This window comes from Ectopseudomonas khazarica (assembly GCF_017915135.1).
In the GTDB taxonomy this organism is placed as follows: domain Bacteria; phylum Pseudomonadota; class Gammaproteobacteria; order Pseudomonadales; family Pseudomonadaceae; genus Aquipseudomonas; species Aquipseudomonas khazarica.
Genome location: NZ_CP068551.1, coordinates 4,659,037 through 4,680,360, shown reverse-complemented (window position 1 = coordinate 4,680,360; position 21,324 = coordinate 4,659,037). Strand labels below are relative to the sequence as shown.

The following is a 21,324-nucleotide window of genomic DNA, read 5'->3' as shown; positions in this document are numbered from 1 at the left end:
CCAGATGACGGAGTCCGCAGGTCTTCCCGTATCCCATATTGGCCACGAAGTGGTCGAGGCCGTGATCGTCACCGGCTCGCCAAACGTATTCGTCGGCAGCACGGCGGTGGGCATGGCCGACCAGCCGACGGCCTGCGCGCCGAGCGTGGGTCAGCCGGTCAACCCGATCCTGGGGGCCAAGCTGCTGCCGGCGGAGACCGACTTCGCCCTGCCGGCGCCGATGCCGCTGGTCTTCGCCCGTGGCTACCTGTCGCGCAACGCGCGCATCGGTGCGCTGGGCCAGGGCTGGAGCCTGCCGGGCGACGGCCTGGAGCTGGAACTGACGGCGGCGGCGGCCACGCTGATCGACGCCCAGGGCCGGCGCATCGGCTTTCCGCCGCTGGAGCCGGGCAGCCTGTACTACTCCGGCAGCGAGCAACTGTGGATTCGCCGGGGTGGCGGGGCGCAGGCCAGTTGGGGGCGGCGCTGGTACGGCGTGCCGGCGGCGCTGCAGCACGACGAGCAGTCGGTGCTGCTTCTATCCGGACAAGGCTTCCTGCACTTTCGCCAAGGCGCGCAGGGGCGCTGGCGGCTGTGCGCCATTTTTGACCGCAACGGCTACCGCAACGAATTCGAATGGGGTGAGCACGGGGTACTGTCGAGCATCCGCGACAGTGCCGGGCGCAGCTACGCGCTGATCTACCAGCGGCTGTTCGACGCCCGCGCGGCCGACCACGGGCTGCGCCTGCTGGGCGTGGTACTGGCCAATGTGGCCGGGCCGATCCCGGCCGGCTTCGATCCGGCCCACCCGGACAACGACTGGCTGGTGCGCTACGACTTCACCGCAGAGGGCGACCTGAGTCAGGTGCGCAACCGGGTGGGCGAGGTGGTACGGACCTTCACCTGGCGTGAGCACCTGATGACCGGGCACGGCCAGCCCGGCGGGCTCGAGATGCGCTACGAATGGGACCAGCACACGGCGCAGGGCAAGGTCCTGCGGCAGATCGAGGCGGACGGCCTGAGCCACAGCTACCACTACCACGACGACCACACCGAAGTCACCGACAGCCTGGGCCGCAGCCAGCGCTTCGAATTCACCGGCGAAGGCGGGTTGCAGCGCTGGAGCGCCCATGTGCGCGCCGACGGCAGCCGCCTCGAGTTCGAGTACGATCTGTTCGGCCGGCAGGTGGCGGTGAAAGACCCCCTGGGCCGGACGAGCCGGCGCTACCTGGACGGCGAGGGCCGCCTGCTGGAAGAACAGAGCCCCGGTGGCGCCTCGCAGCGCTACAGCCTTGATCCCGAGACCGGCTGGCCGCTCGGCCTGCAGGACAGCGCAGGCCGGCAATGGACGCTGACCCGCGACACGCGCGGCAACCTCCTCAGCGTGCTCGACCCGCTGGGCGGGCTGACCCGCTACGAATACGCCGACCCGCAGCTGCCGGATCGCCCGACGCGCATTCTCGACGCCAAGGGCGGAGCCAAGACCCTGACCTGGAACCGCTGCGGCCAACTGCTCAGCTACACCGACTGCTCGGGTCACACCACCCACCACGAGTACGATGACCAAGGCCGGCTCGTCGCCAGCCGCGACCCACTGGGCCAGCGGGTGACCCGACACTACGACCGCCTCGGCCAGCTCACCCGCCTGGGCCTGGCCGACGGCTCGCACGAGCACTACGCCTACGACCGGCTCGGGCGCCTGCTCAGCCTGACCGACGCCCAGGGGCGGGTGACCCGCCTGGCCTGGGACCGCGCCGGGCGCCTGAGCCAGCGCCTCGACCCGGCAGGGCTGAGCCAGGCCTGCCGCTACGACCCGGCCGGGCGACTGCTGAGCCTGAGCAACGAAAACCAGGCCCAGACCCACTTCGGCTACGACCTGCTCGACCGCCTGATCGAAGAACGTGGTTTCGACGGCCGTTGCCAGCACTACCACTACAACGCCGCCGGCGAACTGATCGAGCGCCACGAAGCCGACGGCCGCATCACCCGCTACGACTACGACCGTGACGGTCGCCTGCTGGCCCGGCACCTGCCGGCCACCGAGCGGGTCGAGGCCTTCAGCGAACATTTCCAGTGGAGCCCCGGCGGGCAACTGCTGGCGGTCCAGACTCCCCACAGCGAGATCCTGCTGCGCTACGACGGCGCCGGCCGGCTGGCGATGGAAACCCAGCGTCACCGCGACGGCTGGCACTACAGCCTGACCCACCAGTACGACGAACTGGGTCAGCGTCAGCGCAGCCAGTACGGCGACGCCCCGGCCGTAAGCTGGCTGACCTACGGCCCGGGGCACCTGCACGGCGTGCTGGTCGGCGGGCTGGAGCTGGCCTTCGAGCGCGACGGCCTGCACCGGGAAATCAACCGCGACGCCCGCCTGACCCAGGGCGGCGAATGCCTCTTCAGCCAGCGCCGGGACTACGACAGCCTGGGGCGACTGCGCGACAGCCAGCTCGAGCCGCTGACCGGGCAAGCCTGGCGACGCCATTACGATTACGACCCCAGTGGCCAGCTGAGCGCCATCCACGACAACCAGCTGGCCGACATCGCCTACCGCTACGACCTCAGCGGGCGCCTGAGCGGCAGCCGGCATGGCGAGCACGAACAGCGCTACCGCTTCGACCCGGCGGGCAACCGGCTGCAACTGGACGCAACCCGGGCCGCCCCCGTGGGCGACTGGTCGCAGCGGGTCCAGGCCAACCTCGACAACCCCGACTTCGACCTGCTGGGCGAACCCCAGGCCGTGGCCGACGACCCGCAGCGCATCTGGCCAAGCAACCGCATCAGCGAACTGCACGGTACCGTCTACCGCCACGACGCCGCCGGCAACCTGATCGAACGCCGCCGCGCGGATGGTCAGGTGCTGACCCTCGCCTACGACGGCGCTCACCGCCTGAGCCACCTGCACCGGCACGACCCCGACGGGCAACAGCTGGAAGCGCACTACCAATACGACGGCCTCTCCAGGCGGATCCTCAAGCAGGTCCGGCAGAACGGCCAGGAAACCACCACCTGGTACGGCTGGGATGGCGACCGACAGTGCGCCGAAGCCAACGCGCAGCGCTTGCGCACCACCGTCTACGAACCGGGACGCTTCGTCCCGCTGCTGCGGCTGGAGCAACAGCGCCAGGCACCCGACCCGCTGCTGGAGGAACTGCGCCAACTGATGGCCGGCGAAGGCCATGCCCTGCCGCAAGCCTTTTGCCCAGAGGTTGAAGACCTGCACCTGGCTTGCTTCCACACCGACCACCTGGGCACCCCGCTGAGGCTCACCGGCGAGCGCGGCCAGACCCTCTGGCAAGGCGAGCCCGACGACTGGGCCGCCATCGGCCAGGAACAGGGCGAAACCGACCAGCCGATCCGCTTTCAGGGGCAGTACCATGATGAAGAAAGTGGGCTGTACTACAACCGCTATCGCTACTACGCACCGGAGTTGGGACGGTATGTGACGCAGGATCCGATTGGGTTGGATGGCGGCATTAACCCGTATCTTTACGCCGAGGCAAATCCAATTAATTGGACAGACCAACTCGGCCTCAAAACCATGCAGTGCACGAAGCCGCTCAACGCTCTTGGGCCGAAGTGGGGGCCAGTGGGTTACAAGTACGGACCACTGCTCTACCACCAATATTCGTGCGTAGTCGACAAAAATGGGAAAGTGACATGTGGCGGTCAGGATCGTGGAGAGAACGGCGAAGGTAAGCCCAGTAACGATGTTCTGGACCCGCCTGGAGGTCAATGCAAGGAGACTCAGCCCGACAACAATTGTTTTGAGCAGTGCTTGATCACAGAGTGGGCCAAGCCTCGCCCGAAGTACGGCATACCTTTTGGCACGGACTGCCAAGAGTACGACGATGACGTAAATGCGCGTTGCCGGAAGCAGTGCAATATCAAGAAATAGAGGGGGCGGAAATGATGGCAAATATCGTCAAAGCTATTTGGGGCGGTGTCTCGCTCTTCGTGCTCGTTGTGACGCTTTCTTCATACGATGGCAAGCAATTGAGTGACATCTGGATATTCTTGACTTGGTTGATGCTTATCATCTCTTTCCCAGCGGGGTTGGCAGTTTCTGCGGCGCATTACGTGTTGGGCGCCGCTTTTTCGATAACAGTTGAAACGTCGTATCTTTCGCTCGCGCTGGAGTGGTTTGTGTACTTTGTCCTCGGCTACGTGCAGTGGTTTGTGCTGTTGCCGTGGCTGTGGCGCAAATGGAAGGCAAGGCGAGCGGGCGGTGCCGCTCCCTCTGTCTAAGGTGCGCGGGTCACTGCATCTCAACAGCAAAATCAACCGCCCGGGCGTGCTGCCGTGCGCTTACGCGCACAGCAGCACGCCCGGCTCACGGGAATTAAGCGAAAAAGTGCATTGGGGGCTGTGACTGGTTAAAGTGCGGCCTTGTTGCGCTGTGCCGGCTTGGAAGCCGCGCCGGGCTTGGGCTGTGTGAGTTTGTAGCTACGACGCCGTGTAGGCGGACGATACGTCATGAGGTTTATGACGAAGGCGCGCAGATAATAAATGTCACTCTAGAAGGGTGAATAGCCCCTTTTCCTGTAGACACCTGATGACCGCTATTGGCCGTTCTCGGCCTGTATCTGGCCTCTGTACTGTGGGGTTCGTCCCAGTAGTTTGCTGGCATATTTATGGTTAGCGTAAGCCGGCAAGGCCGGCTCACGTACGTCTGCTTTACAGCTCCAAGGAAAGGGGGCTGGCCGATGGACCACAGCATCTGTGTGAGCATATGCGCTGATGTAGTCGGCTGAGGAAGCCCACTTCGAATGCTCTCCGTTCTATTGCGCGTGGCAGTAAGTCGCGCTCGGCGATCATCACTGCCCAGAGCCAGCCGCTGCGAGCATTGTCAAGCCAACTCTGGGCCAGCCTGGCGCCCTGGTTGAATGCCTCTCTACAGTCGGCGGCCCAGATGATCTCCACGCCTGGATGGCCGTCCTGCGATGGAAGGCAGGTCATTACGCCTTTGCTCATCTCGCACCTCCTCGCGCCTCGGATAGGGCTCGGCGATAGAGCACGACCATTTCATCGAGCAGATCCAGAGCTGAGTAAGCAGCGATCCGCACACGCAGATCTTCCGGCTGCAGCCCGTCTGGCTCTGCCAGTTGATCCAGCAGGTTACCGAGCATGACACCGCGCAGTTCAGCTGCAGCTTCGGAGGGTAGGGGAGAGCGTTCGGATTCATGCAGCGGACTTCGCTGCAGCGGGAAAGGTACAACGCAGGATTCGAACTCAGCCATGGCGCACCTCCAGATCAGAGGTGGACAGCAAGACCTGAAGCCCAAGGCGGAGCTCTCGGGTAAAAAGGGGGTAGCGCATTTTCCTTATGCTCCTCGGTTTGATTAAGGAGCTGCCACCCACCGTTCTGACGCAGTATGGTGGCAGACCGTACGGGGGTCAGAAACCGGTAACCGAGGGAACCGGCCAGGCAAAAGCCTGCCCCGCACGGCCTGCCATAGAAAAGCGATAGCAAACACTGGAGTATTTGCTGCTTCGCCATGACGCAACCGCGCCCTCGATTAATCGGGTTCTGACGCCCGGTCGTGGGATTTACCACGACGGGCGCACTCTAGCCCGAGGGTTTCACGATGGCAACCTACTGTGGCGTAGGGGAAATTTGGAGTGCTGCGCTCAGTGCGGGTGTTAGGTCATGCAGCCAGCGTTTACCGACACACATGACGAATCGCGATGGGGAAATGCGGTGACGTACTTCGTCAGCTTCACGCTGTCCTTTCAGCCGCAGTCCTGGGCGGTTTGGTGGGTGAGGTGACTCCCCCAGCGTTCCACAGAGGGGCTGACTCCACGGCGACTAAAGGTCTTCTGGGCAATGCGCTGGGCGTCCTCAGGCGATATTCCGCCTTGAACCAGACGTTTCACATAGTCCGCTTCAGACAGGTCTGGTGGATTCTGCTGATGCGTGTGGCTCCCTGTCCGTCGGATGACGGCTTTCAACCAGCGTGATGGGGAACTACGGATGGCTCCCTTGGCCAGCGCGTTCAATAGTTGTGAGGTGATCGCTTCCTGTTGATCAGCAGGAGCGGAGCTGATCAGCAGGGCGACCTGTTGGCTCTCCGGTGCGCTCAGCCGCGTCAGTTTTGTCGTGCGGCTTACTGATGATTCATATGGGGGTTCATATGGTGGTTCTAGGGGTGACATAGCTATGTCACCCTCCCCCTGACATAGCTGTGTCACCCCGGGGGTGACAGTGGTGTCACCCTCCCTGGCGATATCATCGGCCGGGGGTGACAATTTGTCGGGGTAGGTCAAAGCGAGTGTGTAGCCGTTAGAAACCTGCCGGCCGCTGGCATTGAATCGAGCGTCCTTCTTGAGCAGACCGGCAGCCAGCAGGGTTTTGATAGTGCGTTGGACGGTGCGCTCCGAAGTACTGCACTTCGCTGCAATCGTCTTCATCTTCGGCCAGCAGTAGCCGTGATCATCTGCGTTATCAGCGAGCGCCATGAGAACTAGCTTCGGCACAGGCGGGAGCGGCTGCTCCCATGCCCAGTTCATGGCTTTGATGCTCATAGCGGTCAGGCTTCTTCTATGACGCGAGCGACTGCAGAGGTTTTGAAATAGATCCGTCGGCCGATCTTGACCTTGCACGAGCGCAGCTTCGCAGACAGCTCGTTGTCGCCGCTCAGGGAGATCCTCAGGCCGTTTTTGCTGCGATGTAGCACCTCTGCGAGCTGCTCGAGGGAAAGCAGTGGTGATCCTCCGTAGCGGTTGAGCAGGGTTTCTTCGACTGTCATCTTGCGACTCCTTGTATGGCTTGCGATACACTGCGCTCATTACGCGAAAAAGGCGTAAGAGTCCTAAAAAAATACTAAATGTCCATATTTTAGATATTTAGTCCTTTTTATGATCGAAGGCTTACGATGTCAAGCACGATTGAAGACCGCGTCATTCTGATTCTGAAGGAGCAGATGTCTCCGGCTGACCTTGAGAGCCTGAAGGGGCACGAAGGGCCGTTCTCAGCGCTGCTCAGCCTGTGGAGTCAGCCGCCGTACGCTGGTCGCGGCTTCTGGGAAAAGCTCTCCCAGCTCACAGGTATTCCATCCGCCCGGTGGCGTAGTGCGTTCTCGCGCAAGCAGAAACCGACCTCCGCCATGATCGAGTCGATTGCTCACCTGTGGCCGAAATATGCGTTCTGGCTGGTTACTGGCGTGACCGATGCGGCCAATGGTCATGTGGCGCCATTAACGGCGTTGACCTTCCCTGAGTTTCTTCATGCGGAGCAGCCTGGTGCGGATGCGTATTTCAGTAAGGCCATTGCCCTGGCAAAGCGACTGTATGAAGAGGGTGAGGTCGATCTGGAGAGCGATGAAGCGCGCCTTGCGGCAGTTGAGAGGACGCTTCCCTTGGCGCATTGGGTTGGAAGCGATCTAGTTGACGTGGCTTATCGACTGGCAACCAGCGATGAGTATCAGGAGCTTGTCAGAGCTTGGGAGGGCCGAGAAGAGTCTCGTGCTGAGCATCTTGGGCGGGTGCTAGGCACTGACCGGCCCTGGGAGCGGCAGTTGGAGGAGGGAAAGTCCCTCGGCCTCAAACTGACTCCGATCCCAGGACAAGACCCTCGCGTTACGCACCAGAGCAGCTGGGATCTTTTCTACAAGCCAGACAGCGAAGATGCCTGAGCGCTGGTGACTGAAGTAGGGTCAGTTTCATGCCCTCAATGAGCTTGCTGAAAAATACCCCGGCTGCATGGCTGTAGATCAGTTGTCAGCCGTTTGCTTACTGCGTTTGGTAGTTTTCCTCTCCAACTTATCCAGCTTGCCGACAAGGTCTTCAGCACGCAGATGCGTGTAGCGCTTGAGCATCTGCATCGACTTGTGGCCGCTGATGGCTGAGACCTCCTGATCAGAGAGGCCGCCCTCGACCAAACGGCTGACCGCCTCATGACGTAGATCGTGGAAGCGCAGGTCGGGCATCCCGAGCTTCTTCTTCAGCAGCCCCCAGGTCTTGGTGAAGGCATAGGGGCGACGTTTATCGTCCCTACCCGGTTCACCGAAGAACACCAGATTGCAGTCTTTGGGGCGAACGGGGTTCTCCAGGGCGGCCCTGAATGTTTCGGTGGCCAACTTGGTGAGAGGGACGGTGCGAGCGCTATCGTTCTTGGTATCTGCGAGCCGCACCACGCGCTTTTTCAGGTCTACCTGATGACAACGTAGGCCGGTTATCTCCGACGACCTCATGCCCGTTTCCAGGGCGATTCGGACGATCCAGCCCAGCATGGGGTTGCTGTGGCTGTTCACCGCAGCGAGCAGACGCTTTTCTTCGTCAGCGGACAGTCGGCGGTCGCGACCGTCTCCAGGGCTCGGCTTGCGGATATTCAACACCGGGTTGAAGGTAAGGCCCAGGCCCCATTCCTGGATAGCAACCGTGAAAAGGTGGCTGAGCAGGGCCAGTTCAAGCCGCACGGTATTGTTGCTGGTGGGAAGACCGCGCTTGCTCAGGGTGCCGAGCCTTGTGTCGCGGTATTTGGCGATGACCTCAGCGGAGAGGGCGGCCATGGAGTATTTGCCCAGGTGCTGGATCAACTGCTTGGCCTTGGTGGCTTCGGCTTTGCGCGTAGTGGGCTTCTTGCTGGGCGTCACCTCGGACAGGTAGCGCTCTAGAGCTTTCTCCAGCGTCATGCGCTCGGAGCCGCTGCGCTGGATGTACACGCCGCGCACCATTTCGTCTTCGGTGCGGCGTGCCCAGTCTTCGGCGTCGCGCTTGGTGCGGAAGGTTTTGGCGTTGGTCGGCCAGCCCGTTTTTCGGACTACGGCTTTCCATGTGCCGGCAGGGGTTTTGACGATTGTTGCCATCAGATAAGGACTCCAAAGGCAGACTGGCTAACCAGTACTGTACCGATTTTGTACCTTTGGACCATAGGCTGATCCAGATGCCACAACCCTGAAAAGCTTAAAGCCGCGCAATGCGCGGCTTTGAAGGTGGTGGGCCCACACGGACTCGAACCGTGGACCAAAGGATTATGAGTCCTCTGCTCTAACCAACTGAGCTATAGGCCCCCAGAAGGCCGGCGGATTATACCGGCGCGCTCTCGTCGGCGCCAACCGCTTGACCAGGCGAGAGAAATTTCCGGGTGAAGGCTTCGGAGGAGAGCGGGCGGCTGACCACGTAGCCCTGAATCTGCAGGCAACCTTCGGCGGCCAGGCAGAGTTCCTGCGCCTTGGTTTCCACGCCTTCGGCGATCACCGTCAGTTGCATGCTGTTGCCCAGGGCGATGATGGCGCGGGTAATGGCCAGGTCGTGCGGGTCGTCCGGCAGGCCGCGAATGAATGACTGGTCGATCTTCAGTACGTCCAGCGGCAGGCGCTTGAGGTAGCTGAGCGAGGAGTAGCCGGTGCCGAAGTCGTCGATGGCCAGCTGCACGCCGAGGTCCTTGAGGCGATGGAGGATGTCCAGCGCTTCGCCGGACTGGCTCATGATGAAGTTCTCGGTGATCTCCAGCTGCAGCAGCTCCGGCTGCAGGTCGTGGCGCTGCAGCAGCTCGCTGATGCGCGGCAACAGGCTCGGCTGGTGCAGCTGCGCGCCGGCCAGGTTGACCGAGAGGGGGCCGAAGACGTGGCCGTTGTCCTGCCATTCCTGCAACTGGCGGCAGGCTTCCGCCAGCACCCAGTCGCCCAGCGGCAGGATCAGCCCGCTCTCTTCGGCCACCGGGATGAAGCGATCCGGCGGGATGTCGCCGAACACCGGGTGCGGCCAGCGCACCAGCGCTTCGGCGCCCACCAGGGCCTGGCTGCGCAGGCAGTACTTGGGCTGGTAGAACAGGCACAGTTCGTCGCGCTCCAGGGCGCGGCGCAGCTCCTGCTCCATGGCCATGCGTTCGTTGACCTGGAAGGTCAGCGAGCGGGTGTAGAACTCGCAGCGGTTGCGACCCTTGGCCTTGGACTGGTACATGGCCGCGTCGGCGTTCTTGATCAGCGTGGCGACATCGATGCCGTCCTTCGGGTAGAGGCTGATGCCGATGCTGGCGCTGATGAAGAACTCGTGGTGATCCAGGGCGAAGGGCGCGCGGAAACATTCCAGCAGTTTCTGCGCGACCTGCTCGGCGTCCTGCTCCTGGTGCAGGCCGGGCAGCAGGATGATGAACTCGTCACCGCCGAGACGCGCCACGGTGTCGACATCGCGCAGCTGCTGTTTCAGGCGTGCGGCGATGGCCTTGAGCAGCTGGTCGCCGACCGGGTGGCCGAGGCTGTCGTTGATCTGCTTGAAGCGGTCGAGGTCGAGGAACAGCACGGCGCCCAGCTGGTCGTTGGCGCGCGAGCCGTCCAGCGCGCTGCGCAGGCGATTCTCGAACAGCAGACGGTTGGGCAGGCCGGTCAGCGGGTCGTGATGGGCCTGGTGGTCGAGTCGCGCCTGGGCATGCTTGAGGCTGGAAATGTCGGCGAATACGCCAACGAAGTGGGTGATCTGGTTGTCGGCGTTGCGCACGGCGCTGATGGTCAGCCACTCGGGGTAGAGCTCGCCATTCTTGCGCTGGTTCCAGATCTCACCCTGCCAGTGGCCGTTGGCGGCAAGGCTGTGCCACATGGCGGCGTAGAAGGCGTTGTCGTGCTGCCCGGAGGACAGCAGGCTGGGGCGCTGGCCCAGGGCTTCCGCCTCGCTGTAGCCGGTGATCTGGGTGAAGGCGCGGTTGACGGCGGTGATGCGCTGTTCGAGGTCGGTGATCATGACGCCTTCGGCGGTGCTCTCGAAGACGGTGGCGGCCTGCTGCAGTTCTTCCTGCATCTGCTGGCGTTCGGTGATGTCGCGGGCGATGGTCAGCAGACACTCGTCACCGCCAATGGGCAGTGGTTGTGCGGAGAGTTCGCAGAGGCGCAGCTGACCGTTCTTGTTGCGCACCGGGGCGATCATCTCGCGCACGCTGCCCTGTTCGCGAATCTGCCGGACCAGGCGTTCGCGGTCCTGCGGGTTGGCCCAGATGCCCAGGCTGAGGGTGCTGTGCTTGCCTATCTCGTCGAAGCTGTAGCCGGTGATGCGGCTGAAGCCCTCGTTGGCTTCCACCAGCAGGCCGTCCCGCAGGCGGGTGATCAGCAGGCCGTCGGGCGAGGCATGGAAGGCCTTGGCGAACTTCTCTTCGGATATCTGCAACTGTTGCTGGGTGCTCTTCAGCTGGCTGATGTCGCGCACCACGACCACCAGCGCCGGGGTGTTGTCGAGTACGAAGGAGCTGGCCGAGATGAGCCCGGTGAAGAGGCTGCCGTCGGCCCGGCGAAAGGGCATCTCCAGGTTGCGCACGCTGTTTTCCTGCAGGCGCAGCAGCAGGCTCGGGCCGATTCCCGGCGTGCCCCAGAGGTCGAGTTCTGTAGCGGTCTTGCCGATGGCCTGCTCGATGCCGATACCGGTCTGTTCGGTGAACGCGGTGTTGACCTCGAGCAGCACGCCATCGACGCGGCGGGCGATGATCAGGGCGTCCGGGCACTGCTGGAAGACCGAGGCGAACTTCTGTTCGGAGAGGCGCAGAGCATGCTCGGTCTGCTTGGCTTCGCTGATGTCGACCATCAGCCCGCGCACCACCTGGCGGTCGTCGCGCTGCAGCAGGGTGACGATGTCACGCACCCAGACGGTTCGTCCGTCGGCGGCGATCAGGCGGTACTCCAGGGCATGATCCTGGCCGGCGGCACATTGCTCGAGGCAGCTGCGCAGGGCACGCTGATGATCGTCGGGGTGCAGGTGGCGTTGCCAGAAACCGGGTTCGAGCCATTCGTGCAGCGGGTAGCCGAGCAGCGTCTCCGCGTGGGGCGAGACGTAGGTGTAGTTCAGCCCGCTCGCCTCGGTCTCCCAGGTGATGGCCGAGAGGCTTTCGACCATGTCGCGAAAGTGCTGCTCGCTGCTGAGCAGTTCCTGCTCCAGCGCCTCGCGGTTGCGCATCTCCTGCTTCAGGCGATGGTTGATGCGCAGGATGATGGCGATGACGGCCAGCAGCGCGAGCAGGGCGGGCAGGCCGTAGAGCAGGGCCTGATGCCAGAATGCGCGGCGGTCGAGCACGCTGCCGACCCAGGGCTCCTGCAGCGCCTCGATTTCGTCGGCGCTGAGTTCGGCGAACAGCTTGTCGAGGATGCCGACCAGCATGCTCTGACCACGCGGAGCGGCCATGGCCAGCTGGTAGCGGTAGGGCGTTTCGCCGCTGATGTACAGGCCGTCCAGCTTGAGCTGGCGCAGGCTCCAGACGCTGGATGCGAGGTCGCCGACCATGGCGTCGGCCTGATTGGTGGCCAGCGCCTGCAGGGCCGCGGCTACGCTGGGTAGCGGGAGCAGGTTGAGGTCGGGGTGGCGCTGGCGCAGCAGTTCGTGGGGGGCGTAGTTGGCGACCACGGCGACTTTCAGGCCATACAGGTCGTCGAGTTTCTGCGGTTGCGGGCCGCCGTTGCGGGCCAGGATGATGATGGGGAAGTCCAGGTACGGACGGGTGAAGGTAAGGTACTCCTGGCGCTCGGGGGTGGACATGACACCGGGCAGCAGGTCGACCTGGCCGCTGCGCGCCTGTTGCAGCACCGCGCTCCAGTCGCTCGGCTCGATGGGTTCGAGCTTCACGCCAAGGCGGCTTTCGATGAGGCGGACATAGTCGGCGGTGAGGCCCAGGTAGTTGCCCTGGGCGTCGCGAAATTCGAAGGGTGGCCAGGACGCGTCGACGCCCAGGCGCAGCTCCGGGTTGGCTGCCAGCCAGGCGCGCTCGTCCTCGTCGAGTGTCAGGGCGTGGGCCGGGGTCATCCAATACGCCAGGCACAACAGCACAATGGCCGGCAAGCGGAACATAACGGCCTCGTTTCGGGATCAATAAGGTCGCAGTGTAGACCGCCGGCGTCGAGATGGCAGTTTGATTGCGCAGTCGGCGTGTGATTGGAAGAAGGCGGGGCAGGTGCCCGGAAAGCAAAACCCCCGGCCTGGGCCGGGGGTTCTGGTATCACTCGTCGAGGAAGGAACGCAGATGCTCGCTTCGCGTCGGGTGGCGCAGCTTGCGCAGTGCCTTGGCTTCGATCTGACGAATACGCTCGCGGGTTACATCGAACTGCTTGCCGACTTCCTCGAGGGTGTGGTCGGTGTTCATGTCGATGCCGAAGCGCATGCGCAGGACCTTGGCTTCACGGGCGGTGAGGCCGGCCAGTACTTCGCGCGTGGCTTCCTTGAGGCTTTCGACCGTGGCTACGTCGATCGGGGACTGCATGGTGCTGTCCTCGATGAAGTCGCCCAGGTGCGAATCTTCGTCGTCGCCGATCGGGGTTTCCATGGAGATCGGCTCTTTGGCGATCTTCAATACCTTGCGGATCTTGTCCTCGGGCATTTCCATGCGCTCACCCAGCTCTTCCGGAGTGGGCTCGCGACCCATTTCCTGAAGCATCTGACGGGAGATGCGGTTGAGCTTGTTGATGGTCTCGATCATGTGCACCGGGATACGGATGGTACGCGCCTGGTCGGCGATCGAGCGGGTGATCGCCTGGCGAATCCACCAGGTGGCGTAGGTCGAGAACTTGTAGCCGCGACGGTATTCGAACTTGTCCACCGCCTTCATCAGGCCGATGTTGCCTTCCTGGATCAGGTCGAGGAACTGCAGGCCGCGGTTGGTGTACTTCTTGGCGATGGAGATCACCAGACGCAGGTTCGCCTCGACCATTTCCTTCTTGGCGCGGCGGGCCTTGGCCTCACCGATGGACATGCGACGGTTGATGTCCTTGATCTCGGCCAGGCTCAGGCTGCACTCGGCTTCCAGGTCGGCGAGCTTCTGCTGGCAGCGCTGGATGTCGGCCTGCAGGTTGCCCAGGGCTTCGGCGTACTTGGCCTTGCCCTTGGCCAGGTCGGCGGACCAGTCCATGTCGACTTCGTTGCCCGGGAACAGGCGCAGGAAGTCGGCACGCGGCATGCGCGCATCACGTACGCACAGCTGCATGATGGCGCGCTCTTGCGCACGCAGACGGTCGAGGGCGCTGCGCACCTGGATGACCAGGGCGTCGTACTGCTTGGGCACCAGCTTGATCGGCATGAACAGCTCGGCCAGGGCAGCCAGCTCGTCGGTGACCTGCTTGCTGCCACGGCCATGCTTCTTCAGGGCCTTCTGGACCTTGTCCTGCTGCTCGGCCACGGCGCTGAAACGGCGAGCCGCTTCTTCCGGGTCCGGGCCGCCATCGCCTTCTTCTTCTTCCTCGTCGTCGCCGTCTTCTTCCTCGTCTTCGTCGTCGCTTTCTTCAGCGGCGGCGCCTTCCTTGACGGGAACGGGGGCGGCGGCTTCGTCGGGCACGCTGCCGTCATCCGGGTCGATGTAGCCACTGAGGACTTCGGCCAGGCGGCCGCCTTCGGTGGTGACGCGGTTGTACTCGGCGAGGATGCCGTCGACGGTGCCGGGGAAGTGAGCGATGGCGCTCATGACTTCGCGGATGCCTTCCTCGATGCGCTTGGCGATCTCGATCTCGCCTTCGCGGGTCAGCAGTTCCACGGTACCCATTTCACGCATGTACATGCGCACCGGGTCAGTGGTACGGCCGATATCGGTCTCAACGGCAGCGAGGGCGGCAGCGGCTTCTTCGGCAGCGGCTTCGTCGGTGTCGGCTTCGGCCAACAACAGGGCGTCCGCATCCGGAGCACTCTCGAATACGTTGATCCCCATGTCGTTGATCATGCGGATGATGTCTTCCACCTGTTCCGGATCGGAAATGTCTTCCGGCAGGTGGTCATTGACCTCCGCGTACGTCAGGTAACCCTGCTCGCGACCACGGCTGATCAATTCTTTCAAACGAGATTGCTGTTGCGCTTTTACGGACATAACACCCTATCCACTGAAGGTCTTGGCGGGCTGAAAACAAGCCGAGGATTATACCTCAGTTCAGGCTTTAGGCGCCAGTTGGGGACTTGCTGCTCTGCGAGGAGGTCAGGCTGTAGTGCTCTCTGAGCAAGGTCTTCTCCTCGTCGGTGAGCTCGCTGGGGCTTTTCTGCATGATGCTGCGGAGCGCCTTTTCACGCCGCCTCTGCGATTGGTTGTGTGCAAGTGTAGTAATGGTGTCGAAAAACTGCTGTTCAAGGTTGTCGCCTTTGATCAGCCATTCTTTCTCCGCCAGTGCCCGCAGCAGGCGGCCCTGTTCGGTGCCGTGCCAGCGGGCGATCAGCTGCAGCGAACGCAGGTTGGGCGTCTTCTGCAGGGCGCCGACCAGCGCCACCAGCAACTGGGCGTAGGTGTCGTCTTCGTCGGCGAAGTGGCTGACATCCTCGACCTTCTGTGCCAGCTGCGGATGGTGCAGCAGGGTGCGCAGGGCGATCAGATGCGGTGATTCGACGCTGACGGCGGTGCGTGGGGCACGCGGCGCGAAGTCACCCTTGCCTTTCTTGTTCCACTTGCCGCCGTCCTTCTTCCAGTTGCCCTTGCCGCCTTCGTTGCTGCGTTCGTAGTACTGCTGTTGCGGCGGCGCCGGCTGCTCGTAGCCGCCGACGTCCGGCAGGCTGTCGTAGTAGGCGCTGTCGGGGATGTCGCCGTAGTCCGGGTAGTCGCTGCCGGGCGCTGGGCTGGCCGGGCTGGGCGCCGGGCTGCGCGGGCTGCTGGCGACCTGGCTGAGGGCTTCGCCGGACAGGCCGGTGATCTCGCTCAGGCGCTGACGCATCAGGGCGCGCAGGTTGTTGCCGGGAATCTTGTCGATCAGCGGCGCGGCCAGGGTCACCAGGTGCGCCTTGCCTTCCAGCGAGCGCGGGTCGGCTTCCTCGCTCAGTTGCTGGAAGAAGTAGTCGGCCAGCGGTTGTGCGTGCTGGTTGATGCGGGCGCGGAAGGCGTCGGTGCCTTCGGCGCGCACCAGGGTGTCCGGGTCTTCGCCGTCGGGCAGGAACAGGAAGCGCGCGCGGCGGCCGTCCTGCAGGCTCGACAGGGTCGACTCCAGTGCGCGCCAGGCGGCGTTGCGCCCGGCGGCATCGCCATCGAAGCAGAACAGCACGCTGGGCACGATGCGGAACAGGCGCTTGAGGTGCTCCTCGCTGGTCGCGGTGCCCAGGGTCGCCACGGCATTGCGCAGGCCCTGCTGGGCCAGGGCGATGACGTCCATGTAGCCCTCGACCACCATGATCTCGTCGAGGTCGCGGTTGTGCTTGCGCGCCTCGTACAGGCCGTAGAGCTCCTGGCCCTTGTGGAATACCGGGGTTTCCGGCGAGTTGAGGTACTTGGGCTTGTCGTCGCCCAGTACCCGGCCGCCGAAGGCGATCACCCGTCCGCGGCTGTCGCGGATGGGGAACATGATGCGGTCGCGGAAGCGGTCGTAGCGCCGGCCGTTCTCGGCGTTCTCGATCAGCAGGCCGGCGTCGATCATGACCTTCTGCTGCAGGGCGTCGCCGCCCAGCTGCTTGAGCAGGTTGTCCCAGCCGGGTGGGGCGAAGCCGAGGCCGAAGTCGCGGGCGATTTCGCCGGTCAGGCCGCGACCCTTGAGGTACTCCACGGCGTACTTGCGCTGCGGATGGCTCTTCAGCGCCTGGCGATAGTGCTCGGCGGCGGCGTTGAGCAGCGGGTAGAGTGGCGAGTCGACCGGTTGCCGGGGCTTGTGTCCGCGACCGCTTTCCTCGCGTGGCACGTCCATGCCGGCGCGCTTGGCCAGTTCCTCGATCGCCTGGGGGAATTCCAGTTGATCGTGGTCCATGACGAAGCCGAGGGCATTGCCGCCGGCGCCGCAGCCGAAGCAGTAGTAGAACTGCTTGTCCGGGCTGACGGTGAAGGAGGGGGTCTTCTCCTTGTGGAACGGGCAGCAGGCGCTGTAGTTCTTGCCGGTCTTCTTCAGCTGGATGCGCGAACTCACCACATCGACGATGTCGGTGCGGTTGAGCAGGTCATCGATGAAGGATTGCGGGATCAGGCCGGCCATGGGTGCTCAGCATACTGTCCGGCGCGGGCGCGGAACAGCGGTGGGTAGAAATGCAAAAAACTCCGGCCATTCGCCAGTTGGCGAAGCGGAGTTCTGTAAATGCAATGCCCGGCCGAAGCCGGGCATTCGAGCGTGGCGTGTACGGTATTAGTACAGGCGAACGCTGCGGCGCTGCTCGCGCTGCACTTTCTTGGCGTGACGCTTAACAGCGGCAGCGGCCTTGCGCTTACGCTCAGCGGTCGGCTTTTCGTAGAATTCGCGGCTACGGACTTCAGCCAGTACACCGGCTTTTTCGCAGGAGCGCTTGAAACGACGCAGGGCTACGTCGAAGGGTTCGTTCTCTTTAACTTTGACGGCTGGCATCCAGGTCGTACCTATCTTTAATTACCGGGTTAACGCGTACCCGGCAATGTGGCTCGGGGTGCGTCGGTTTTTAAGGGTTGCGGATGTTACCGTCTCGGGCCGAGGAATGCAAAGCCCTCTGATCGAAAAGCGCTGGCCGCTCCGCCGGGCGGCGCTTATCATGCGCGCCTTTGTTCCACGCGGCAAACCAAGGCTCAAGCTCCATGCTCGTACTGGGATTGGAAACCTCCTGCGATGAAACCGGCGTCGCGCTCTATGACAGTGAGCGCGGCCTGCTGGCCGACGCATTGTTCAGTCAGATCGATCTGCACCGTGTATATGGCGGCGTGGTGCCTGAGTTGGCCTCGCGCGACCACGTCAAGCGCATGCTGCCGCTGATTCGCCAGGTGCTCGACGAGGCCGGCCGCGCGCCGGGCGATATCGACGCGCTGGCGTACACCGCCGGGCCCGGCCTGGTCGGTGCGCTGCTGGTGGGCGCCTCCTGTGCGCAGGCGCTGGCCTTCGCCTGGGGCATCCCGGCGGTCGGTGTACACCATATGGAAGGTCACCTGCTGGCGCCGATGCTCGAAGAGCAGCCGCCGGCATTTCCGTTCGTCGCCTTGCTGGTGTCGGGCGGCCACACGCAGCTGGTGCGCGTCGATGGCATCGGCCAGTACCAGCTGCTCGGCGAGTCGCTGGATGACGCGGCAGGTGAAGCCTTCGACAAGACGGCCAAGCTGATGGGGCTGAATTACCCCGGCGGCCCGGAGATCGCCAAGCTGGCCGAGCAGGGTACGCCGGGGCGTTTCGTCTTCCCGCGGCCGATGACCGATCGCCCGGGCCTGGACTTCAGTTTCAGCGGCCTCAAGACCTTCGCCCTGAATACCTGGCAGCAGTGCCGTGACGGCGATGACGACCTCGATCAAGCCCGTCGCGACATCGCGCTGGCCTTCCAGCAGGCAGTCGTCGAGACTCTGACCATCAAGTGCAAGCGTGCGCTCAAGCAGACGGGGCTGAAGAGCCTGGTGATCGCCGGTGGGGTGAGCGCGAACAAGGCTCTGCGTGAGCATCTGGAACGCATGCTGGGCGAGCTGAAGGGCAAGGTGTTCTATGCTCGCCCGCGCTTCTGTACCGATAACGGCGCGATGATCGCCTACGCCGGTTGCCAGCGTCTGCTGGCCGGGCAGCACGAGGATCTGGCGATCAAGGTGCAGGCGCGTTGGCCGATGGAGTCGCTGCCGGCGATCTGACCGTGCGGGAGCGGCTTCAGCCGCGAACTCTTTCCTGCAGGTCGTTCAGAAACGGCGCTCGCGCCCGGCGAACAGATCGCGCAGGTTGTTGCGATGGCGCCAGACGATCAGGCCGGTCAGTACGCAGGCGGGCAGCAGGGCGGCGGGTTGTTGCCAGGCCAGCAGGGGCAGCGTCAGCGGTGTGGCGATCAGCGAGGCCAGCGAGCTGGTGCGGGTCAGCAGGAACACCAGGGCCCAGGCCGCCAGGGCGAGCAGTGCCGCGGGTGGATAGAGCCCGAGTAACATGCCGGCGGCAGTGGCCACGCCCTTGCCGCCGCGAAAGCGGAAGTACAGCGGGTACAGGTGGCCGACCACCGCAGCCAGGCCGATCCAGGCTTGCTGGTGCAGGCCGAGGCCCAGCAGCTTGGCGATCAGGATCGGCAGCAGGCCCTTGAGCAGGTCGCCGATCAGGGTCATGACGGCGAGCTTCTTGCCGGCCACCCGCAACATGTTGGTGGCGCCGGGGTTGCCCGAGCCGCTGGCGCGCGGGTCAGGGCCGCCTGCGAGGCGACTGAGCAGGATGGCGAAGGACAACGAGCCGAGCAGATAGGCGAGGATCGCCAGAAGCCAGAACATGGTGGCCATTCCAGGGCATGGGGTGGGCCGATTCTAACGAGGTACGGCGCCCTTGTCGTGGCGCGGAGAGTGTGGGTGGACAGAGTATTTATCGAGGGGCTGGAGGTCGACACGGTGATCGGCGCCTACGATTGGGAGCGCGAGATTCGCCAGTGCCTGCTGCTGGATCTGCACATGGCCTGGGACAACCGCCCGGCTGCGGCCGGTGACGACCTCAACCTGGCGCTCGACTACGCCAGCGTTTCCGCGCGTATCCAGGCGTTCGCCGCCGAGTCGCAGTTCATCCTGGTGGAAACCTTCGCCGAACGCCTGGTGCAGACCCTGATGGCCGAGTTCGACATTCCCTGGATACGCCTGAAACTGACCAAGCCCGGCGCCGTGCCGGCGGCGCGTGGTGGCGTGGGCGTGGAGATCGAGCGCGGATGTCTCTGACTCGGGTCTTTCTCGGTCTCGGTAGCAATATCGAGCGCGAGACGCATCTCGTCGCCGGGCTCGAGGCGCTGGCCGCAATGCTCGGCAACATGCGCTGCTCGCCCGTGTTCGAGAGCCATGCCGTGGGCATCAAGAGCGGCAATTTCTTCAACCTGGTGGTGGTCGGGGACACCGAGCTGCCGCTGCTGGAACTGGACCGCCGGCTGAAGTTCATCGAAGCCGACAACGGTCGCTATGCCCCGGACCGCAAGGGCTTGCCGCTGGATATCGACGTGCTGCTGTATGGCGAGCAGGTGGGCAACTTCAACGGCCTGATCCTGCCGCGTGCCGAGATTCTCAAGAATGCCTTCGTGCTCTGGCCGCTGGCGCTGCTGGCTCCCGAGACCTGCCACCCGCTCGACGGCCGCTCGTTCGCCGAGCTCTGGGGCTCGGCGCAGATCGACCAGCAGCTCTGGCCGGCCGCCTTCCAGTGGCGTGACAGCGCGCTGACACCGGCCGAACTGCTGGCGTCCGCGTAGCACCGAGCCCGGCTGCAAGTGCCTGGAGACGCCGTGCCTTGAGGCTACGGCGGGCGTTCGGTTGCAGCCAGGTGGAATCCGCGACCTGCGCGCATGCCGCCCCGGATTGCATCCGGGCTAGGCTTGCTCGCGTTCCTTGTAGGCCTTGAGTGCGTTCAGGCGTTCGCGATTGAGCGCTTCACCCAGTTCCGCACCCTTGTAGCCCTTCTCCAGCAACGGCTTCACCGCTACCTGGCGCGCGACTTCGGCAGCGCCCAGCAGGTAGGCGGCCTGCGGATAGTCGCGTTGCTCCAGGCCCAGGCGCCCGCGTGCGTCCATCTCGCAGGCCGCGACGAATTCGGCGAAACGTTGCGGGCGACGGAACACATCGAAGCGTTGCAGCAGCTCCAGCAGTGTCGAGGCGCGCAGTTCCCGCGCACGGTGGCCATGGGTATGGAACTCGCCAACCAGCAAGGCCAGCTCGGCGCAGTCGCGCGGCACCTTGCAGCGTTCGTTGATCGCCTGGATCAGGTTCAGCCCCAGGTGCTCATGGGCAATGTGCCGTGGCCATTGCTCGGCCGGCGTCAGCCCCTTGCCGACATCGTGCAGCAGGCTGGCCCAGCGCACGCTCAGCGGCTGCTCGTGCTCGGCACACTGTTGCAGCACGCTGAGCACGTGCACGCCGGTGTCGATCTCCGGGTGGTGCGCGGCTGGTTGCGGCACGCCGAACAGGGCGTCGACCTCAGGCAGCAGGGCCGCGAGGGCGCCGCAGTCACGCAGTACCTGGACGAACACATCCGGGCGCGGCTCCATCAGGGCGCGGGAAATTTCCTTCCAGCTGCGCTCGGCGGTGAGGTGCGCCAGTTCGCCGGATTCGGCCAGCTGGCGCATCAGGGCCAGGGTCTCCTCCGCCACGCTGAAGCCCAGTGGCGCATAGCGTGCGGCGAAACGGGCGACGCGCAGGACCCGCAGTGGATCTTCGGCGAAGGCCGGGGAAACGTGGCGCAGTACGCGCGCGGCAAGATCCCGCTGACCGCCGTAGGGGTCGAACAGCGTACCCTGATCGTCCTCGGCCATGGCGTTGATGGTCAGGTCGCGGCGGATCAGGTCCTCTTCCAGGGTGACGTCGGGGCTGGCATGAAAGGTGAAGCCGCCGTAGCCGCGCCCGCTCTTGCGCTCGGTGCGGGCCAGGGCATATTCCTCCCCGCTCTGCGGGTGGAGGAATACCGGGAAGTCCTCGCCGACCGGCCGATAGCCGAGCGCGAGCATCTGCTCGGCATCGGCGCCGACCACCACCCGGTCGATATCGGTGACCGGTCGCCCGAGCAGGCGGTCGCGCACGGCGCCGCCGACTTTGTAGATCTGCATGTCTGATCCTCCACT

At 64.1% G+C, this 21,324-nt stretch carries 17 protein-coding genes and 1 tRNA gene; 6 read left to right on the top strand and 12 right to left on the bottom strand.

Annotated elements, in window-relative coordinates:
* Positions 1–4: 4 nt before the first annotated feature.
* Together JLK41_RS22105 and JLK41_RS22100 are read left to right on the top strand one after the other, a co-directional pair.
* Entirely contained in the window at positions 5–3,874 is a 3,870-nt protein-coding gene (locus JLK41_RS22105) for an RHS repeat-associated core domain-containing protein (RefSeq protein ID WP_210389812.1), read from the top strand.
* A gap of 11 nt (positions 3,875–3,885) precedes the next feature.
* Positions 3,886–4,224, top strand: a complete 339-nt coding sequence (locus tag JLK41_RS22100) for a hypothetical protein (RefSeq protein ID WP_210389811.1) — start codon at positions 3,886–3,888, stop codon at positions 4,222–4,224.
* Between the two features lie 429 nt (positions 4,225–4,653).
* On the opposite strand, the gene JLK41_RS22095 is transcribed toward JLK41_RS22100, so the two are convergent.
* The 4 genes from JLK41_RS22095 to JLK41_RS22080 form a co-directional block, all read right to left on the bottom strand.
* A complete protein-coding gene (locus tag JLK41_RS22095; protein ID WP_210389810.1) occupies positions 4,654–4,950 on the bottom strand; it encodes a LasR-specific antiactivator QslA in 297 nt (98 codons plus the stop codon).
* Entirely contained in the window at positions 4,947–5,216 is a 270-nt protein-coding gene (locus JLK41_RS22090; protein ID WP_055985363.1) for a hypothetical protein, read from the bottom strand. Before JLK41_RS22090 ends, JLK41_RS22095 begins: the two co-directional genes overlap by 4 nt.
* Before the next feature lie 493 nt (positions 5,217–5,709).
* Positions 5,710–6,501 carry a helix-turn-helix domain-containing protein gene (locus tag JLK41_RS22085; protein ID WP_210389809.1) on the bottom strand — a complete coding sequence of 264 codons (792 nt, stop codon included), beginning with the start codon at positions 6,499–6,501 and terminating at the stop codon, positions 5,710–5,712.
* A 5-nt stretch (positions 6,502–6,506) separates the two neighbouring features.
* A complete protein-coding gene (locus tag JLK41_RS22080) occupies positions 6,507–6,725 on the bottom strand; it encodes a plasmid-related protein (protein ID WP_096825472.1) in 219 nt (72 codons plus the stop codon).
* A 126-nt stretch (positions 6,726–6,851) separates the two neighbouring features.
* On the opposite strand from JLK41_RS22080, the gene JLK41_RS22075 reads away from it, so the two are divergent.
* Complete coding sequence (locus JLK41_RS22075; protein WP_206596452.1) at positions 6,852–7,610, top strand: hypothetical protein; 759 nt, start codon at positions 6,852–6,854, stop codon at positions 7,608–7,610.
* Between the two features lie 78 nt (positions 7,611–7,688).
* Here the strand turns inward: JLK41_RS22075 and JLK41_RS22070 are convergent, their stop codons facing one another.
* From JLK41_RS22070 to rpsU, 6 genes are all read right to left on the bottom strand, one after another.
* On the bottom strand, positions 7,689–8,783 hold the full coding sequence (locus JLK41_RS22070; protein WP_210389808.1) for a tyrosine-type recombinase/integrase: 1,095 nt from the start codon (positions 8,781–8,783) through the stop codon (positions 7,689–7,691).
* Between the two features lie 127 nt (positions 8,784–8,910).
* Positions 8,911–8,987, bottom strand: a tRNA-Ile gene (locus JLK41_RS22065).
* Between the two features lie 16 nt (positions 8,988–9,003).
* Complete coding sequence (locus JLK41_RS22060; protein ID WP_210389807.1) at positions 9,004–12,738, bottom strand: bifunctional diguanylate cyclase/phosphodiesterase; 3,735 nt, start codon at positions 12,736–12,738, stop codon at positions 9,004–9,006.
* Positions 12,739–12,886: 148 nt separating this feature from the next.
* Positions 12,887–14,737 carry an RNA polymerase sigma factor RpoD gene (rpoD, locus tag JLK41_RS22055; protein WP_210389806.1) on the bottom strand — a complete coding sequence of 617 codons (1,851 nt, stop codon included), beginning with the start codon at positions 14,735–14,737 and terminating at the stop codon, positions 12,887–12,889.
* Positions 14,738–14,804: 67 nt separating this feature from the next.
* On the bottom strand, positions 14,805–16,805 hold the full coding sequence (gene dnaG, locus JLK41_RS22050) for a DNA primase (protein WP_037055042.1): 2,001 nt from the start codon (positions 16,803–16,805) through the stop codon (positions 14,805–14,807).
* 147 nt (positions 16,806–16,952) lie between these two features.
* Entirely contained in the window at positions 16,953–17,168 is a 216-nt protein-coding gene (gene rpsU, locus JLK41_RS22045) for a 30S ribosomal protein S21 (RefSeq protein ID WP_003290642.1), read from the bottom strand.
* Positions 17,169–17,371: 203 nt separating this feature from the next.
* Here rpsU and tsaD point away from each other — a divergent pair, with 203 nt between their 5' ends.
* Positions 17,372–18,397, top strand: coding sequence for a tRNA (adenosine(37)-N6)-threonylcarbamoyltransferase complex transferase subunit TsaD (gene tsaD, locus JLK41_RS22040; protein ID WP_150606777.1), 1,026 nt, complete (start codon positions 17,372–17,374; stop codon positions 18,395–18,397).
* Between the two features lie 45 nt (positions 18,398–18,442).
* On the opposite strand, the gene plsY is transcribed toward tsaD, so the two are convergent.
* Positions 18,443–19,012 carry a glycerol-3-phosphate 1-O-acyltransferase PlsY gene (gene plsY / locus JLK41_RS22035; protein ID WP_134676488.1) on the bottom strand — a complete coding sequence of 190 codons (570 nt, stop codon included), beginning with the start codon at positions 19,010–19,012 and terminating at the stop codon, positions 18,443–18,445.
* Positions 19,013–19,087: 75 nt separating this feature from the next.
* Between plsY and folB the strand changes: the two genes are divergently transcribed.
* Both folB and folK read left to right on the top strand, forming a co-directional pair.
* The gene (gene folB, locus JLK41_RS22030) at positions 19,088–19,444 is read left to right on the top strand and encodes a dihydroneopterin aldolase (RefSeq protein ID WP_152489739.1); all 357 of its coding nucleotides are present in this window, start codon (positions 19,088–19,090) and stop codon (positions 19,442–19,444) included.
* On the top strand, positions 19,435–19,962 hold the full coding sequence (gene folK / locus JLK41_RS22025; RefSeq protein ID WP_150606775.1) for a 2-amino-4-hydroxy-6-hydroxymethyldihydropteridine diphosphokinase: 528 nt from the start codon (positions 19,435–19,437) through the stop codon (positions 19,960–19,962). The genes folB and folK overlap by 10 nt, the downstream gene beginning before the upstream one ends.
* A gap of 117 nt (positions 19,963–20,079) precedes the next feature.
* On the opposite strand, the gene JLK41_RS22020 is transcribed toward folK, so the two are convergent.
* The gene (locus JLK41_RS22020; protein ID WP_175254208.1) at positions 20,080–21,309 is read right to left on the bottom strand and encodes a multifunctional CCA addition/repair protein; all 1,230 of its coding nucleotides are present in this window, start codon (positions 21,307–21,309) and stop codon (positions 20,080–20,082) included.
* Positions 21,310–21,324 lie beyond the last annotated feature (15 nt).

Excerpts from the sequence above, each read along its gene's own strand:
- JLK41_RS22105 (WP_210389812.1), top strand. The coding sequence starts at position 5 with ATGACGGAGTCCGCAGGTCTTCCCGTATCCCATATTGGCCACGAAGTG.
- JLK41_RS22100 (WP_210389811.1), top strand. The coding sequence starts at position 3,886 with ATGATGGCAAATATCGTCAAAGCTATTTGGGGCGGTGTCTCGCTCTTC.
- JLK41_RS22095 (WP_210389810.1), bottom strand. The coding sequence starts at position 4,950 with ATGAGCAAAGGCGTAATGACCTGCCTTCCATCGCAGGACGGCCATCCA.
- JLK41_RS22090 (WP_055985363.1), bottom strand. The coding sequence starts at position 5,216 with ATGGCTGAGTTCGAATCCTGCGTTGTACCTTTCCCGCTGCAGCGAAGT.
- JLK41_RS22085 (WP_210389809.1), bottom strand. The coding sequence starts at position 6,501 with ATGAGCATCAAAGCCATGAACTGGGCATGGGAGCAGCCGCTCCCGCCT.
- JLK41_RS22080 (WP_096825472.1), bottom strand. The coding sequence starts at position 6,725 with ATGACAGTCGAAGAAACCCTGCTCAACCGCTACGGAGGATCACCACTG.
- JLK41_RS22075 (WP_206596452.1), top strand. The coding sequence starts at position 6,852 with ATGTCAAGCACGATTGAAGACCGCGTCATTCTGATTCTGAAGGAGCAG.
- JLK41_RS22070 (WP_210389808.1), bottom strand. The coding sequence starts at position 8,783 with ATGGCAACAATCGTCAAAACCCCTGCCGGCACATGGAAAGCCGTAGTC.
- JLK41_RS22060 (WP_210389807.1), bottom strand. The coding sequence starts at position 12,738 with ATGTTCCGCTTGCCGGCCATTGTGCTGTTGTGCCTGGCGTATTGGATG.
- rpoD (WP_210389806.1), bottom strand. The coding sequence starts at position 14,737 with ATGTCCGTAAAAGCGCAACAGCAATCTCGTTTGAAAGAATTGATCAGC.
- dnaG (WP_037055042.1), bottom strand. The coding sequence starts at position 16,805 with ATGGCCGGCCTGATCCCGCAATCCTTCATCGATGACCTGCTCAACCGC.
- rpsU (WP_003290642.1), bottom strand. The coding sequence starts at position 17,168 with ATGCCAGCCGTCAAAGTTAAAGAGAACGAACCCTTCGACGTAGCCCTG.
- tsaD (WP_150606777.1), top strand. The coding sequence starts at position 17,372 with ATGCTCGTACTGGGATTGGAAACCTCCTGCGATGAAACCGGCGTCGCG.
- plsY (WP_134676488.1), bottom strand. The coding sequence starts at position 19,012 with ATGTTCTGGCTTCTGGCGATCCTCGCCTATCTGCTCGGCTCGTTGTCC.
- folK (WP_150606775.1), top strand. The coding sequence starts at position 19,435 with ATGTCTCTGACTCGGGTCTTTCTCGGTCTCGGTAGCAATATCGAGCGC.
- JLK41_RS22020 (WP_175254208.1), bottom strand. The coding sequence starts at position 21,309 with ATGCAGATCTACAAAGTCGGCGGCGCCGTGCGCGACCGCCTGCTCGGG.